Source organism: Serratia sp. HNCC26DJ244, from assembly GCF_057180565.1.
Genome location: NZ_JBXUGO010000005.1, coordinates 160,094 through 174,600 on the forward strand (window position 1 = coordinate 160,094; position 14,507 = coordinate 174,600).

The window sequence follows — 14,507 nt, forward strand, 5'->3', positions numbered from 1 at the left end:
ACATGGCAGACGAATTTTTACGCTATTTTGACGGCGAAATGCGCTACCTGCGCGAAGCGGGTTTGGAATTTGCTGACGAGTTTCCCCTGCTTGGGCGTGCATTGGGTTTGGACGACAGCGCAGTGCCGCGTGATGAGTCGGTAGAGCGACTGTTTCAGGGCTTTGCCCTGCTGATGAGCCGGTTGCGCCAAAAGATTGACGACGACGTACCGGAACTGACCGAGCCGTTGTTGGCGCATCTGCTGCCAGTGGTCAATCGCACACTGCCTTCCACCGCCGTTGTTGAACTGACCCCGGCCACCCCGGCACTGCATGTGCGCGAAGAGATTTTGCCTGCCGAAAGCGAACTGTTCACCCAACCGCTAGGGGAAAAAAAGCAACGTTGCCCCTATCGCACCACCCGTGCGCTGGTTGTGCACCCGTTCACCTTGGAAAGCGTTACGCTGTTTACCCAACCGGAAGGGCAACAGGGGCTGCGGCTGCGCTTTACCCTGCCCGAGCTGGCGGAGGCCCGCCCCGAAGAATGGCGCAACATCAGCCTGTATCTCAACGGTGACCGGGTGTTGCAGTCAATGCTCTATCTGGCCCTCAGCCGCCAGGTGCAACAGGTGCAGGTGCGTTTCGGGCAAAGCGCCACCGAACTGATACCGGTGGATGCGCGGTTTGTGCCGCGCTGGCAAAACGAACCGGATGCCAGCCTGTGGCCAGAAAGTGACAGCCCGGCCCTGTGTGGTGAAATCCGCCCGTGGCTGGAGTATTTCACCCATCCACAGCGCTATTTCTTTATGCAGTTGCATGGGCTGGAAAACCTGACCTTTCCGCCAGAGACCACCGCCTTTGATGTAGAGGTGATGCTGAGTGAGCACTGGCCCGATGATTTAGCGGTGCCGCCTGATGCGCTGCGCATGCATTGTGTCCCGGTGATTAACCTGTTTCGGCTACTGGCCCAACCGTTGACGGTCAACACGGTGGTTAATGACTACCGTCTGCGCCCCCACCGGCTCAGTGATGGGCATACCGAGATTTATGCCGTGAACGAGGTGTCTCAAGTAACCGATGACAACACCGAGTTTGGCTATGTACCTTACCGCCATTTCCGCCAAAAAGGCGGGATGCTGAAATACGACAGCGAGTGGCCGGAACGTTATTACCATACCCGTATGCAGCGCGGTCCCTCGGGCCTGAACGATACGGTGCTGATGCTCGGTGGCCGTATCCATGAACAGCAGGTGAACCTGAAGATGCGGCTGAACCTGACCTGCACCAACGGTGCCTATCCCCGCCGGATATTACAGGACAGCGTATTTGATGGTGAGATGACCCTTGGCAATCTGGAACTGCACTGCGCCACGCGCACCCGGCCAAGTATGCCGTACTACCCGCCCAGCACCGAACTCTATCAGTGGCAGGTGATGTCTCTGTTGCACCCGCAGGCCATCGCCAGCCTGATGGAAACCGACGCCTTGCGCCATACACTGCGCCTGCTGGACTGGACCAATGACCCGGACAACGCGCGCCGAATCACCGGGATTGCGCACGTGGCCTATCAGCAGACTCACTATCCGGGGCAAGGCAAACACGGTGTGGCTATCAACCTCACGCTAGATGAAACCTGCTTTTTTGGTCGGGGAGATGCGCTGTTGTTCTGCGAAATCCTTGAGCAGTTTTATACCCAGTACGCCGATACCCGCCGCTTTACCCAACTAACGGTGACGCTCCACCCGTCCGGGATAGCGTGGTCATGGCCTGAACGACACATCAAGCGGATATTGTTCTGATGAAACCTGACGACACTCACCAGTACGACAACAATCTGCCTGAATTCTGGCGCGACAGTGACGGCACTGACCGCACATCAGCGTTCAACTTCTACCGTTTTTGCCAGTTGATTGAACATCAGTTGGCCAGCAAAACGCCCATCGGCAGCACCTTCACCCCGCAGGATGATGCAGTGCGCTTCCGCCCGCATCCGGGGATGGGCTTTCCCACCGGTGAACTCAAAGCGGTGGAGACTGACCCGGAACATCCGCACAAACCGCCGACAGTGCGGACCACCTTTATGGGGCTGTATGGCGTCGATTCACCGCTCCCGACCCACTATATCGACGACATTGCCCAGCGGCGCGACGGTCATGAAGGGCAGGAAGCGTTTTTAGACATTTTCAACCACCGGATGATGACGCAATTTTACCGCATCTGGCGTAAGTACAACTACCCGGCCACCTTTGAGCCCGGCGGTACCGACAAAACCTCGCGCAGCCTGATGGCGCTAAGTGGTATCACCCACAGCGGTTCAACCCCTACCTCACGCCTGCTGGCCATTCTGCAACCGTTGGTGCACACCACCCGTACCGCCGAGGGGATTGCCAGTGTGATCAACACCCAGGCACCGCATACCCAGGTGACGATTGAGCCGCATCAGGTCACCTTAATGCCCGTCGGCGAACAGGTGACGTTCTCCCTCTCGCAGTCGCAAACATTGGGGGATTACCTGGTGTTGGGCTCAGAGACCGCCGAGGTGAACTACCGTATCGGTGTGAGCATGTATACCGAAGACCCGGAGGAAGCCAGAGGCTGGTTGCCAGGTGGGCAACTGCGTGAAGATGTTTTCACCCTGCTGCGGATGTATCTGGGCTGTGACTACGATGCCAGCCTGACCCTGAGCATCCCTACCCACCTTGCGCCATTACCGCGCCTGGGGGATGAATCACTGTTGGCGGGTTACAACCTGGTACTGGGGTTGTGTGAAGATAATCTGGCGGAGATGCCCCAACAGGTCACCATGGATCTGGGGCGGATACGCGACAAAAACGGATGACCATGACTGAACCGCTGACCCATCGCTTTTTACCCCGCGAGTTGCATCCCGCAGTGGATGCGCTGTTGGCGTATCTGACCGAAGGGCCTTTTGCACCACCAGAGAAATGCCCCTGGTGTGGCAGCCTGCATTTTAACGGTGGTGGAAACCAACAGCAGCGTTACTGGTGCAAGGAGTGCCAGCGCTCCTTTTTCCCCACCAGTGGTACGCCATTTTCCAACTGCCGCCATCCTGAGAAATGGGCGATTTATGCCCGCTATCGACTGGCGGGGTATATCTATCTGCAAGCCAGCCAACTCAGTGGATTAACGACTTATAGCGGGTTACACCGGGAAGCGGTAATCACACAAATCCTGTCTGACCGTTGGCCGCAACTACTACCTTGGTGGCAAGGACAACAGCATCAAACCCAGTGTGAAAATCCGTTGCGAACCACCCCCTTTACCAGTAAGGAAGAAGCCTGGGCACACCATAACCATGAGTACGTTCAATGCCTAGAGTGCGGGAAAATGTTCTCTTTCCTGGCAACGCACCTGCGCAGAGCACACGGCATCTCGGCGCAAGCCTACCGGGAAAAATGGCAAATCATGAAGCAAATCCCCTTGGCGGGTTTTGCCAACCGCCGTGGTCATTTCACCGCTATTACAGAAAAAATAAAGCGTGGTGAAGTAGATCCCCTGGCTTTAGCTACCTCCATGCAGGCAGCCAACAAACAGAAAGGCAGAAAAAAGCCATTCAATACCGCTTATATCGCTCAACAACATGGTGAACGACTCAAATCGCAAAAACTGTGGGAGATTTCCCCGGCAATTAAAATGGTAGACGAGGCCACACAACGAGCCGCCGCATCACGCATGCAGCACCGCCGCCAGACAGGTGAACCTGTGCAGGCGATTGCCGATGAATTCGGGGTAGCGAAACAGACGCTGTATGTTTGGGTGAAGCGTTGGGCTGAGGCGGAGACAAGTGGGCAGTAACAGATTGATGGTGTAAGGAACTCAGGGCATTAAAGCCATAAGTGATTAAAATCACTCACCATTTGATGACTGCTCTGCCTAGAGGACGAATTGTTTCTCTTATTTACGATGCTATTCCTGTAACCGACCACATTGTTGCCGCATACCATCAAAAATACATTCCGCAAGCTCTAGTGGAAACGACTCTGGTAGCAACGCAGATACACGTTCAATAACCTCAGGTGTTCTGGATATAATTTCATCCATCATGGATTCAACCTGTAATCTGCCCAAGCCGGTTAATGCACCCTGCTTGATCCAATGCCGCCGTTGAATTCTATACAACTGGTAATAATTACTGCTACCACGGACTGCCATTGCCAGTTTGCACTTCTGCCAAGAAATCTGGTTATTACCAGAACCAATGACTGGCCATGCCGATAAAACATCATACAGAGGCGTAAGGTGATAACGACCTTTCGGCTCAATAGCGATACTGAAATTTTTGGCATGCCCATCCGTGGCCGCTATCAGCCAGAAAATAATTTGCGCCATAAAGAACAACGCTTTGTCCCGTTCAGCCCGGTCTGAATGACTCAGTATATCCATAATATCGGAAATACCCGGCCCACCATCAGACTGGTATTTACGGAGTGGAGAAACCCCCAGAGCCTGACACATATCCTCTTGTGGCAAGCGAACGATCCATTGCCGATCCCCCGACCATCTCCTGTCAAAACGCTCAACAACCAATGCCTTTTGCTCTTCAAACTGCGCAATCCGCGTTTTTGCTACAGGGAGCCCATATTCCTCAAGGATCAAAGAACATAACCATTCATTTTCAACCGAGGTACTCATATTCGTTTTCATATTACCAACCAGCCCGAGTGGTAACTTGAAAATATGCGTCGTTGGCGTGCTACCTTCTGGCAAACACCATTGTTCTTCATGCCACAGTAAAGCCGTTTTTTCTTGCGCTCCGGCAATTGATAAGCGCAAATCGTCAGTATCGTCCTGCCGACCGGGTAACAAAGCTGCCGTGGTATTACGCAATCTTGTAGCTATCTCTGCATCAGAAAGCGGACGATAGTTTATGGAGAATAAATCTGTCGGTTCTTCATCAACATTCAATAACTGTATCGCACCAACACAATCTCTTCCCAACTCAGCCAACAGATCAAAAGGATCAAGGCTTGCTGCCTGGTAACGCATGGCTAAACGCCTGCGAATACCTTCGCTGTCAGGCAATAAATTATCAAAATAGTCGCGTACCACGTTGCCGCGCCAAAGCTGATTGCCGGGAGTGAAAAGCAAAGAGAGCGATAAAGGTCTGCCCTGTTCATCAGCAATCCATTCCGGGAGGTATTGCAGACGATCTTCGCCTTTGACCTTTTCCCAGAATCCAACCTGGATCCCATTCATCCATAGAGCTAAACGCTGTTGTGTACGACGCATATCATCACCATTTTTCCCGTCGGGCGGGGGAATCTATTGGTTTTTCTGCCTCTTCCATTGTTGAAGATGACGCAGATAACAGCCCTCTTGGTTCAGAAGAGAGCACCACTTCAACCCCCAGTAAAGTAAGCACCTTAAACAAACGCTCAATACTGGCGCTTCCAGGGTTTGCTTCCAGACGGGCATAGGTTTGCTGTGTGACACCTAACCTTTCAGACACTTCTTTTTGCGTCAACCCATTCGCCTTGCGAAAGCCAATCAGCAATGGACGCAACTGATTCAAGGTTTTCAACGGATAAACAGTATTCATAATGCACTTACCATTGTTTTAGACGCTTATACATACTATAGGCTGTTTTTGAATAATACACCCTATAAGCTGTAAAGCAATAAAACAGCCTATAGGCTGTAAAGATGGAGTGACTTAATAAATTTGCTCACGGCTTAACAGACAGTAATTGATTGATAGAAGGCACGGGTTTCATGTTTAGAAGGGGGGTGACAACTATGCTGACACTGAGGGGGACAAGGCCGCATAAGTAATCCAACAGCACAACATCACGTTGCTGGCTACCCATTCGCACGCCACAGACTCAAACGTATGTTCCAGCGTTATCGCAAAAGGAATGGAATTGAATTTTATTTCCTATAAAACAATAAGATATGGATGTTAATGGAAGATTTCAGCCATAAAAAAAGCCACCCTAAGGTAGCTTGATTTCATACTAATGGTGCGAAGGCCGGACTCGCACTAAATAACAACAACTTGATATTTATATTAAAAATATAAATTATGGAAAAAATGACCACCAAAATGACCCCCGGGATAAATTAACTAATCATAATTGATTGAAAATGAAAAAAAATATAAAATTCTCATACTATCTATTTTTATAAAATCTATCCCAAGAAAAATGGATTACCATCCCTTCAATTTAAAGATGCGCCCCTGATCACCTTCGTCATGCAGCGTTAAGACAACCTCATCAGGGCTAAATACTGCCCCACTACCTTCTAAACGCACTGGCAAATCAGAATCGATTAATGTTATCACTGGTTGCAACCCTAATTCTGCATAACGATGCACAACCATCAACAGGTTCTCTTTCTTACGATCATCCAGCGACTCTAATACCCCGTCATGATAAACAAAGCGCGGGAACTTCTCATTCAGATGAGCTCTTAGCACTGCCATATCGAAGGCAACGCACAGCAACTTGCGATAGGTGTGTCCTAAATCTGCACTGGTAGCATTGCCCGAACCATCGAGAATTTCGGCTTTAAACTCCAAATGACCTAACTGATTAGGGGCCACGCTCAACAGTGCCTTGCGATCAATGACTTCCTCAACAATCTCGCTGAAGAAAACCCGGATCGTGGAGAAAAGGCTTTCTTGATCGGAATTCTGCCGCTCCACATCTGCTTCAATCTTCACCTGTAAATGACTACATTCTTCCGTCAATGACCGAATTTCCGTACGCAATTCCTGTAAACGATGCAAATACCCTCGCTGATGTTCCAGTGATGTTATGTCGGCGCGCAGTATCACCATTTCATCCGAGAGTTGTTTATATTTGTTGAAAACATCCGTTCCGCTGAGAAAGGAAAGCATTTCCGAACGTTTTTTACCCAAAGTGTTCAGTTCTGCATTTACTCGCCTCATTTCACTCTCGATCTCCGTGAACTCCTCCTGAAGATAGCTGCGGCGTTCCTCAGTGATTGCCCGATTGAAAGCAATCAACTGCTGGAAATCTTTCTTGATTTGTCCTTGAAATAGAATACCGGCCTCGCCAAACAATCGCTGCGCTTCATCGGGGCTGAACAAGATTTGATCCTCTTGCAACGATGCCTGCACTTTTTTCTTGTTCAGACTTAAAGAGTAGCGTTCAGCGTTTAGTGCAGCAATGCGTTCATCGACTTCATCAACCACCTTTTTGGTATAGTCCTTGTCTTGCGCACGAAAATCAAAAGCATCGAGCAAAGCTTGCTTTTTCCTCGCATCCTTCTGTTTTAAAAGAAGAATCCCTTCAATCTTACTTATATCCTCTACTGAACCCCCTAATTCCTTTCTGATAGTTTGCACAGTATCTTGCTGCTTGGACAGCTCCTGCTCCTTCGCATAATGGTCGGCAATAAGCTTTGCATCAAAGCCCAGTAAGTGGGCAAGGAATGGCTTCCAGTCAGCATGTTTGGAAGCGAATTTGCGCAATTGAAATACCTCGCGGAAATCTTCCTGCGACCGCAGCAGATAACCCAGCACTTTACGATATGACCAAGGCTTGAACGCACGCCAGTCGAGCAAACCATCAAGCAGTTCGCGCGCACGTTCAAAAGGAACGTCGTGATGGTCCCATTCTGCAAGCGACAAAGCCGATAAATCCTGATGACCCGCCTCATGTCGCTTGAAAGCGATCTTCGTAGCCTGCTCTACACTGCGCCGAATCGTGATAAAAGAGCCATCTCCCAGTTCAATTTCTAGAAAAAAGACGAACTCCTTAAACAAATCAAAATGCTTAAAAAGAAAGAAGTTGGGATCTTTGCCTGACAGAAAACCGAAGTCCAGAAGACGTCCCAGCGTGGTCTTGCCAAGATTGTGGGTGTCTTTATTTCGATTCTCTGGCAGGCGAATTTCAGCCATGATGACGTTAAGACCAGGGACAAAATCCACAGGGTCAAACGCATCCGGCTTGTTAGAATAAAGTTTAGATAGCTTCATTTGGCCCCACATATTCTACTGCGTCCGTCTTAGGACGATATTCAACAAGCCCCATCAGATAGAGAAAATTAAGCGCTGGCAAGAAAAGTACATCTCCACCTACGACATTTTTCTTTGCAAACTTCCGCAGCACATCGTATTCATCGACGCGGCGATCCTTCAGTCTCGACAAGAGCAGTAGAGACACGTTGATGACAGTACGATCAGGATGCGAGTGTTTAGTCGGCCGCAACATTTGCTACCTCCCCAATGTCACAGTTCCAATACATGTAAAAAAGAACAGCCCGCGTCAGCCGTTTGTGAGCATGCTGCCGAAGAACCGGGTCGCGGTTGAACAACAGATCTACCAAATACTCCATGACTTCATCGAAGGTCTGGTACTCCTTGCGTTTAGCAATGATCTTAAACTGAAACTCATCAACCACTGATTCATACATGTGAAGCAGTTCAATATTCTCCGGCGCCGCAAGGAAAGTACGAATCTGTGTAGTTTCCTTCAGATACTTACGCCGCTGTGCCTTCGCATATTCGGCAGTCATGTTGTTTAGAGCGTTCTTTTCCTCGTAGGACACGCGTTCAGTCGGCGGATCATCAAGCAATAAAGTCAGGCTATCCTTTTGCCGCGCAAGCGCCTGGACAACTTCAGCAAGGTCATCAGGACTGACAATCAACGGAGAGTCCACTGCATCCAAATTTGCCTCTTGGGCCACATCAGGGAACCGCTTCATCCAAAGTTCCAACTGCTCTAGGCCGCAAAGAAAGATCGACTCTGCCGCAATACCACATTGTGCTGCTATGTAGTCACGAATTTCCGTTTCGGAATTACCAGTGAGTCGACGATTCGAAAACAGCATGTAGTGATCAAGCTGCTTGGCTTCGCGCAGTTTTTTGATGCGAGGGACCTCTTTACCAATCACTGTGTTACTGCTTGATGTACTGTAAAAATCCAATTCCGAAAAGCTGCGATTGTATCCGTTGGTGTGTTTAGCCTGTATAATCACTGTACCCACCCAAGGGATTGCTTTGCTAGGGTGCAATTCCGCTGTACCAATAAATTTCGCATCACGCCCACCATCAGGCCCTTTCGCGAATCCTTGAACAGCTATACCGAGTAATCGTTGGCACAATAGCACGATCAACACCTCGAACTGATCGTCACTCAAATCCTCATAAGCAAACTTCATTCTCCCTTGACTCCTAGTACACAATCGCTTCACGCAACCGAAATGCATGCTAAGTGAATTTGCCGCGCAGGTTGCACCACTATCTCCACATGCTGACCCATTGATACCAGTGCCTGCATCAGGCGTTCCAATGAAATATTCTGTAATTTGTAGTGACGTATCTGCGACACTTTAGGCTGCGTCATACCAGTGATTTCTGCAGCCTCAATCTGACTCAGACCACGCTGAGCGATTAACTCATTGAACTTAATGGCAAGCGAAACTTTGATTGATAATTCCTTTGTATCGCTAGTGACGAAATTTTGTAACATGATATCAGTGCGTTGATAATCATCACTACGTATCATCGTTTATCTCCGACTCCCACTCAGTAAACAAACACAGCTTACTCCAAAGCTGGCAACAGCATAATAACACCGAGCTTTGGTTTTTTTTGGGGGACGTACAACATACATACCTTTAACTACCCTAAACAATTCTAGTCGCAATGGAGTGCGACAACTTGAATTATGACAATTATATACGTCAATCAGCTACTCTTTGCCATCTTAGAGTAACTGAGTCATTGCAGCGCAAAGAGTTTCTGCTTCAGCTACCATACCCGTTCAGATATAAATTTTAAAGAATTAGATTATTGCGACAGTAACATGGAGATTTTGATTTCAGACCAAGACTTTCATAAGAATTGAGCTGTAGTGTGACTTTTCTCTGGACTCAAAGCACTTGAAGTCAGTAACGCTTTGTCGTAATTTGACCTGCGTAACCACGCTGTCAACGACAGCAGCCAATGTTTCCGGTATCGGGATGATACGAGTGATCTGCGAGAAACGCCTTCGGGTGATCACAATGCCAAAGTCATAAGGAATGGAGTGTGGTCTGAGACTGACGCTTTCGGGCGACCACCAAAAAGCTACCTATACCTGAAAGGAAGCCCTCTAAGAGCGGTAACCCCCCTGAACCTTTGAAAGCGGGGATCGCAGCCAATGCGATGAAGGTAATTCTTATCCAACGAAATGGCTAGCAACCAGCATTTCCCCACCAACCAGTATTGCCAACTGAGGATACTGTGATTGGCCTTCAACCAAGTGACAACTAGCCATTATCAGGCAACGGCTTTCTAAGCCCCAGACCTGCTAAAGCGCCACCATCATCACATCCTTAACTTGGGTTGCCCCGCTGCAATCCAGGTTATCTATACCCAAAATCTCTAGCGTCTGATAAACGCTGCTGGCTGCGCTCTGCTATGCCGAAAGGCATCTGCTAGTGCCTGCCCTGCTGCGCTTGGTATGTGGCGTCACTTTTACTTGTGAAAGTGACGCCACTGCACGGACCCACTTCAGCCTTAGAGATACGCAACTTCCCACAACAGTCATGCATCTGACACACATGTTCTACGTCGAGCTGACCACTTTTTACAGGAGAATTGAACCGATACCGAGGCAGGCCAACAAACCTGAGGGGATAACCTGCATTGCAGGAGGCTGCACAGAGTGCATTACCGATGCCCCGCCATACCTCAACTGCTGCTCGCTCTGGCGCACAGGTATCGTTCTAGGCAGATCATATTAAGTTTCTGCCATTTAACCCATGCGCCAGAGAAATGCAGCTTGTTGATATTGTGAGAAGTTTGCTATGAGTAAATTAAGCCGTGAAATGAAAATGCTGGCGAAGCAAGTCGGCGGCAGCTTTAAAACCGTGCATGATCGTACCCGTATCATGGACAAGTTTTGCCGTCACCTGCTTGCACTCAATATCCAGGTCCGTGATGTTCAACATCTAAAATCCAGGCATATCGAAAGCTATATTGCCACTCGCCAATCGACTGGTATCGCTATCCGTTCCCTTCATAACGAAATGTCGGCACTGCGCACAGTGTTTCGGCTAGCAGGTAGGGAAAAACTGGTCACATCTGAGCGTCTGACGAATAAAACCCTGGGATTAAGCGGAGCAAGCCGCGCAGGCACTAAGTTCGCAATCCCGGAAGATCGCTTCCAAACCGTACTACAGAGCGCAAAACAGCATGACAAAGGGCTGGCTTGTGCTCTTCAACTTGCCCGGTTGCTGGGGCTACGTTCCCAAGAGGCGGTGCAATGTGCCCGCTCACTGAAAACATGGGAAAAACAGCTTGAACGCAATCAATCAACGCTCACCGTTGTTTTTGGTACTAAAGGTGGCAGGCCTCGTGAAACAAGGGTCATCGACTGTAACGCAGTACAGCAGGCGGTCAAAGATGCTCTGCTGGTAGCAGAAACACGCAACGGCAAGTTGATCGATAAACCTGATTTAAAAACCGCCATGAACTTTTGGCGTTCGCATACCGCACGCTTAGGGCTCACTGGCCATTATTCTCCGCACAGTCTGCGTTATGCATGGGCGCAGGACGCTATTCATTACTACCTATCAGCAGGATTCTCCCGCAGTGAAGCCAGGGCACTCACGTCAATGGATCTTGGCCACGGTGATGGCCGGGGGCGCTACGTTGAGCGCGTTTACAGCAGGAAGGAGGTCTAATCATGAAAGATATCAAGTTGCTGCGCTTAACGGATGTGATGCAAAAAACCGGATTTAAGAAATCATGGATTTACCTTTTGATCAATCAAGGCAGTTTTCCTCCAGCGGTCAAAATTGGCTCCCGCTCTGTGGCATGGGTGGAAAGCGAAATAAACGAATGGATCGCTGAACGTATCAACAAACGCGAGGAGACGCGCAAATGATACATTCTTATTTTTTTCTGGCAGGCCATTTACGATATAATGCTGATGCTGCGGCAAAATCCGCAGCCGGAATTGGCGTTCCGAATCCCCTAACGGTCCTCAAATATGCACACAGAGTGTATTTGGGGAATGCTCGTACACACCTGTTGTCTATGGTAGTCCGGGCAGGGCTTCCGAAAGGAAGGCCGGTATCCGTTGGGGCCGGTACGCCAACCCTGTTCGGGCTACCACCCAATGGGCTTGGCGTCTCTGGTGGTAGCGTCAAAAATACCCCAACGGAGGCGGCCCCATGGCTAGTACCCTTCCTTTTTTATACCTGCAATTCTTCATTTCTTCTGCGGGGGTGCATCATGTATGACCCCACACCACTTACGCTGAAAGAACTCGCCGATCAATGCCGGGCGTTAGCTTATGCCATTATCGAACTGAGTAATCCCCTCGCTAAAGAACTGCTGACATTTATCCTGTGGGAGCGGCTCAACCAGTTGAATCAATCACTAGAAGCGGAGGTGCCTAGCGATGAGTAAATTTATCTCGGATATCACAGCTCAATACCGCTACCACTGGCCGTCTGTTCTTGCTGCTCTGAATATCTCGATTCTATCTGGAGGAAAGCACGGTCCTTGCCCTGCCTGTGGTGGAAAAGATCGTTTCCGTTTTGACGATAAACAAGGCCGGGGGACTTGGTTCTGTAATCAATGTGGTCATGGTGATGGGCTCGATCTAGTCGCTCTGGTAAAGCAATGCGATCTGTCAGCCGCTGCAAAACTGGTGTCGAATCTGGCATTATCAGCCCCCACCGCGCCAGCCAGGGAAAAAGCGGTAAACCGCTTACCCCCTCTGGAAAAAATCCAGCATATGCTGGCCCATGCAAACCGAGGTGAAAGCGCGTATCTGAAAGCCAAAGGACTATCCGCCATTCTGCCCTGCCTGAGTGCACAACAAAAAATGCGCATCAGCGGCGTTACATTCAATGAGGGTAGCCTTCTGTTAACGCTGCATCGTGTTTCCGGTGATCTCACTGGTGCACAGTTAATTAACGCCAGCAGGGAGAAACGGCTAATGCCAGGCTCCCAGTTAAAAGGGGCTTTTATTACAGTAAGTTTCCCAAAAGCACCTGAAACTATCGTGATCACTGAAGGTTATGCTACCGGGCTCACTCTCAGCCAGGTCACAACGGCGGCAGTTGTTGCGGCGGTTTCTGCCAACAACCTGATAAATGTCGCCAAAGCCTTACGCAGTGAGTACCCCGAGGCCACCATTATTCTGGCGGGTGATCATGACATTCACGCCAATGGCTCAACCAACACCGGTAAAGAAATGGCAGAAAAGGCCGCGCTGGCAGTGGATGGCTGGGTTTCATTGCCCCCCGCCACAACTCTCTGCGACTGGGATGATTTTCGCCAGCAATACGGCTTAGAGGCCACCAAAGCCACGTTCAGCCAACAACGCTATAAACCAGATACCACACCAATACCGCTTACCCGTATTGACTACACTGCAGCGGAATTCAATACCTCACTTCCTCTGCGCAAAGGTTCTGAGGGCTTTGATACTCGGCAGGACTACCTGATTAAAGGCTATTTACCCAGTTCGTCAGTTGCCAGCGCTTACGGTGCCAGCGGATCTTATAAATCCTTCTTGGCTGTATCCTGGGGATGCCATATCGCCACAGGCAAACCCTGGGCCGGGAAACCGGTTACGCAGGGAGCCGTGATTTATGTCGTTGGTGAAGGTGGGATCGGTGTTCCCCGCCGTATCCGCGCATGGGAGCAGACGCTTAACGGCGGTAGCCCGATTGATGCCCTTTATCGCGTTGACTGCCCTATCTTTCCAGCCAGCCCGGAGAGTGTGCAACAGGTGATACAAGCCGCCAGCGATGTTAAAGCCGCAACCGGTATGCCAATTCGCCTGATCATTCTGGATACGCTCGCCCGCTGTTTCGGCGGTTCGGACGAGAATGCCGCCAAAGACATGGGCGCTTTCATCCAAGGGTGCGACTACATCAAAGCGGCAACGCAAGCAACAGTGCTGATTATTCACCACTCCGGTAAAGATCAGGACAAAGGTGCTCGCGGCTCCAGTGCCTTCCGTGCCGCCTTAGACGTGGAGTTCAATGTGCGCCGTGAGGGTGATGGCGGTGCGTTGATCCTCAGTTGCACTAAGATGAAAGATGCAGAAGAACCAGCACGTCGTGCCTATGACCTGAGTTCTGTCGATCTCTACGTGGATGATGACGGCGACCTGATCACCTCGCTGGTAGTGAGTGACGAAGGTCGTGAGGTTAGCGAGGATGATGTCGCTAACGATCCCGATTTAGCCGGTATTTCCCGGCTAACGGAAAATCATGTTGCCCTATGGCAAGCTATTCGTTCACGCACCGCTAGCGGCGATAGCTGCACCCGTACATTAGTGAGGGATGATATGAAAGCGATGGGATTTGATGTGTCCAAGAAGTTTGCCCGTTGGCTGGACAAGCTGGAAAAAGACGGTCTGATAGCATTCAACGGTGAGCACATCACACCGTTACCACACCGCAACAAAGTGGGGGATTAACTGGGGTACAAGTGGGGGAATCCGGCTATCGTGTCACGATATTCGGCATATTCCCCCACTTCCCAGATGTATATATACGCCAAGTGGGGGAAGAAAATTAACACCATA

At 50.0% G+C, this 14,507-nt stretch carries 13 protein-coding genes and 1 pseudogene; 8 read left to right on the top strand and 6 right to left on the bottom strand.

What is annotated here, in order from left to right:
• The first annotated feature begins 2 nt into the window (after nt 1-2).
• Genes tssF through AC2A06_RS06305 form a run of 3 tightly spaced genes read left to right on the top strand, consistent with a single transcriptional unit; the run spans nt 3 to nt 3,795 of the window.
• Nucleotides 3-1,778: a type VI secretion system baseplate subunit TssF gene (gene tssF, locus AC2A06_RS06295; RefSeq protein ID WP_484379727.1), complete on the top strand. Its 1,776-nt coding sequence runs from the start codon at nt 3-5 to the stop codon at nt 1,776-1,778.
• Nucleotides 1,778-2,818 (top strand): type VI secretion system baseplate subunit TssG, encoded by a 1,041-nt coding sequence (gene tssG, locus AC2A06_RS06300; RefSeq protein WP_484379728.1) that lies wholly within the window; start codon nt 1,778-1,780, stop codon nt 2,816-2,818. The genes tssF and tssG overlap by 1 nt, the downstream gene beginning before the upstream one ends.
• Before the next feature lie 2 nt (nt 2,819-2,820).
• Nucleotides 2,821-3,795, top strand: a complete 975-nt coding sequence (locus tag AC2A06_RS06305; RefSeq protein ID WP_484379729.1) for a MucR family transcriptional regulator — start codon at nt 2,821-2,823, stop codon at nt 3,793-3,795.
• Between the two features lie 111 nt (nt 3,796-3,906).
• On the opposite strand, the gene AC2A06_RS06310 is transcribed toward AC2A06_RS06305, so the two are convergent.
• The 6 genes from AC2A06_RS06310 to AC2A06_RS06335 all read right to left on the bottom strand — a co-directional run bounded on the left by AC2A06_RS06310 (nt 3,907) and on the right by AC2A06_RS06335 (nt 9,476).
• The gene (locus AC2A06_RS06310; protein ID WP_484379730.1) at nt 3,907-5,229 is read right to left on the bottom strand and encodes a type II toxin-antitoxin system HipA family toxin; all 1,323 of its coding nucleotides are present in this window, start codon (nt 5,227-5,229) and stop codon (nt 3,907-3,909) included.
• Between the two features lie 4 nt (nt 5,230-5,233).
• Nucleotides 5,234-5,539 (bottom strand): helix-turn-helix transcriptional regulator, encoded by a 306-nt coding sequence (locus tag AC2A06_RS06315; RefSeq protein ID WP_037384594.1) that lies wholly within the window; start codon nt 5,537-5,539, stop codon nt 5,234-5,236.
• A gap of 609 nt (nt 5,540-6,148) precedes the next feature.
• Nucleotides 6,149-7,945 carry a DUF2326 domain-containing protein gene (locus AC2A06_RS06320; RefSeq protein ID WP_484379731.1) on the bottom strand — a complete coding sequence of 599 codons (1,797 nt, stop codon included), beginning with the start codon at nt 7,943-7,945 and terminating at the stop codon, nt 6,149-6,151.
• Nucleotides 7,932-8,180: an ABC-three component system middle component 8 gene (locus AC2A06_RS06325; protein WP_484379732.1), complete on the bottom strand. Its 249-nt coding sequence runs from the start codon at nt 8,178-8,180 to the stop codon at nt 7,932-7,934. The genes AC2A06_RS06320 and AC2A06_RS06325 overlap by 14 nt, the downstream gene beginning before the upstream one ends.
• The gene (locus AC2A06_RS06330) at nt 8,164-9,129 is read right to left on the bottom strand and encodes an ABC-three component system protein (RefSeq protein WP_484379733.1); all 966 of its coding nucleotides are present in this window, start codon (nt 9,127-9,129) and stop codon (nt 8,164-8,166) included. The genes AC2A06_RS06325 and AC2A06_RS06330 overlap by 17 nt, the downstream gene beginning before the upstream one ends.
• A 29-nt stretch (nt 9,130-9,158) precedes the next feature.
• A complete protein-coding gene (locus AC2A06_RS06335; RefSeq protein WP_484379734.1) occupies nt 9,159-9,476 on the bottom strand; it encodes a helix-turn-helix domain-containing protein in 318 nt (105 codons plus the stop codon).
• Between the two features lie 1,285 nt (nt 9,477-10,761).
• Here AC2A06_RS06335 and AC2A06_RS06340 point away from each other — a divergent pair.
• The 5 genes and pseudogenes from AC2A06_RS06340 (at nt 10,762) to AC2A06_RS06360 (ending at nt 14,399) form a co-directional block, all read left to right on the top strand.
• The gene (locus AC2A06_RS06340; RefSeq protein ID WP_484379735.1) at nt 10,762-11,640 is read left to right on the top strand and encodes an integrase domain-containing protein; all 879 of its coding nucleotides are present in this window, start codon (nt 10,762-10,764) and stop codon (nt 11,638-11,640) included.
• A 2-nt stretch (nt 11,641-11,642) separates the two neighbouring features.
• Nucleotides 11,643-11,843, top strand: coding sequence for a helix-turn-helix transcriptional regulator (locus AC2A06_RS06345; RefSeq protein ID WP_484379736.1), 201 nt, complete (start codon nt 11,643-11,645; stop codon nt 11,841-11,843).
• Nucleotides 11,840-12,370: an ash family protein gene (locus AC2A06_RS06350; protein WP_484379737.1), complete on the top strand. Its 531-nt coding sequence runs from the start codon at nt 11,840-11,842 to the stop codon at nt 12,368-12,370. The genes AC2A06_RS06345 and AC2A06_RS06350 overlap by 4 nt, the downstream gene beginning before the upstream one ends.
• Nucleotides 12,363-13,247 (top strand): annotated as a pseudogene (locus tag AC2A06_RS06355) (primase-helicase zinc-binding domain-containing protein); the annotation flags it as partial. The gene AC2A06_RS06350 and the pseudogene AC2A06_RS06355, both read left to right, overlap by 8 nt.
• Before the next feature lie 69 nt (nt 13,248-13,316).
• A complete protein-coding gene (locus AC2A06_RS06360) occupies nt 13,317-14,399 on the top strand; it encodes a helicase RepA family protein (protein WP_484379787.1) in 1,083 nt (360 codons plus the stop codon).
• Nucleotides 14,400-14,507: the final 108 nt, after the last annotated feature.

Excerpts from the sequence above, each read along its gene's own strand:
- tssG (WP_484379728.1), top strand. The coding sequence starts at position 1,778 with ATGAAACCTGACGACACTCACCAGTACGACAACAATCTGCCTGAATTC.
- AC2A06_RS06325 (WP_484379732.1), bottom strand. The coding sequence starts at position 8,180 with ATGTTGCGGCCGACTAAACACTCGCATCCTGATCGTACTGTCATCAAC.
- AC2A06_RS06350 (WP_484379737.1), top strand. The coding sequence starts at position 11,840 with ATGATACATTCTTATTTTTTTCTGGCAGGCCATTTACGATATAATGCT.
- AC2A06_RS06310 (WP_484379730.1), bottom strand. The coding sequence starts at position 5,229 with ATGCGTCGTACACAACAGCGTTTAGCTCTATGGATGAATGGGATCCAG.
- AC2A06_RS06335 (WP_484379734.1), bottom strand. The coding sequence starts at position 9,476 with ATGATACGTAGTGATGATTATCAACGCACTGATATCATGTTACAAAAT.
- AC2A06_RS06320 (WP_484379731.1), bottom strand. The coding sequence starts at position 7,945 with ATGAAGCTATCTAAACTTTATTCTAACAAGCCGGATGCGTTTGACCCT.
- AC2A06_RS06330 (WP_484379733.1), bottom strand. The coding sequence starts at position 9,129 with ATGAAGTTTGCTTATGAGGATTTGAGTGACGATCAGTTCGAGGTGTTG.
- AC2A06_RS06315 (WP_037384594.1), bottom strand. The coding sequence starts at position 5,539 with ATGAATACTGTTTATCCGTTGAAAACCTTGAATCAGTTGCGTCCATTG.
- AC2A06_RS06305 (WP_484379729.1), top strand. The coding sequence starts at position 2,821 with ATGACTGAACCGCTGACCCATCGCTTTTTACCCCGCGAGTTGCATCCC.
- AC2A06_RS06340 (WP_484379735.1), top strand. The coding sequence starts at position 10,762 with ATGAGTAAATTAAGCCGTGAAATGAAAATGCTGGCGAAGCAAGTCGGC.
- AC2A06_RS06345 (WP_484379736.1), top strand. The coding sequence starts at position 11,643 with ATGAAAGATATCAAGTTGCTGCGCTTAACGGATGTGATGCAAAAAACC.
- tssF (WP_484379727.1), top strand. The coding sequence starts at position 3 with ATGGCAGACGAATTTTTACGCTATTTTGACGGCGAAATGCGCTACCTG.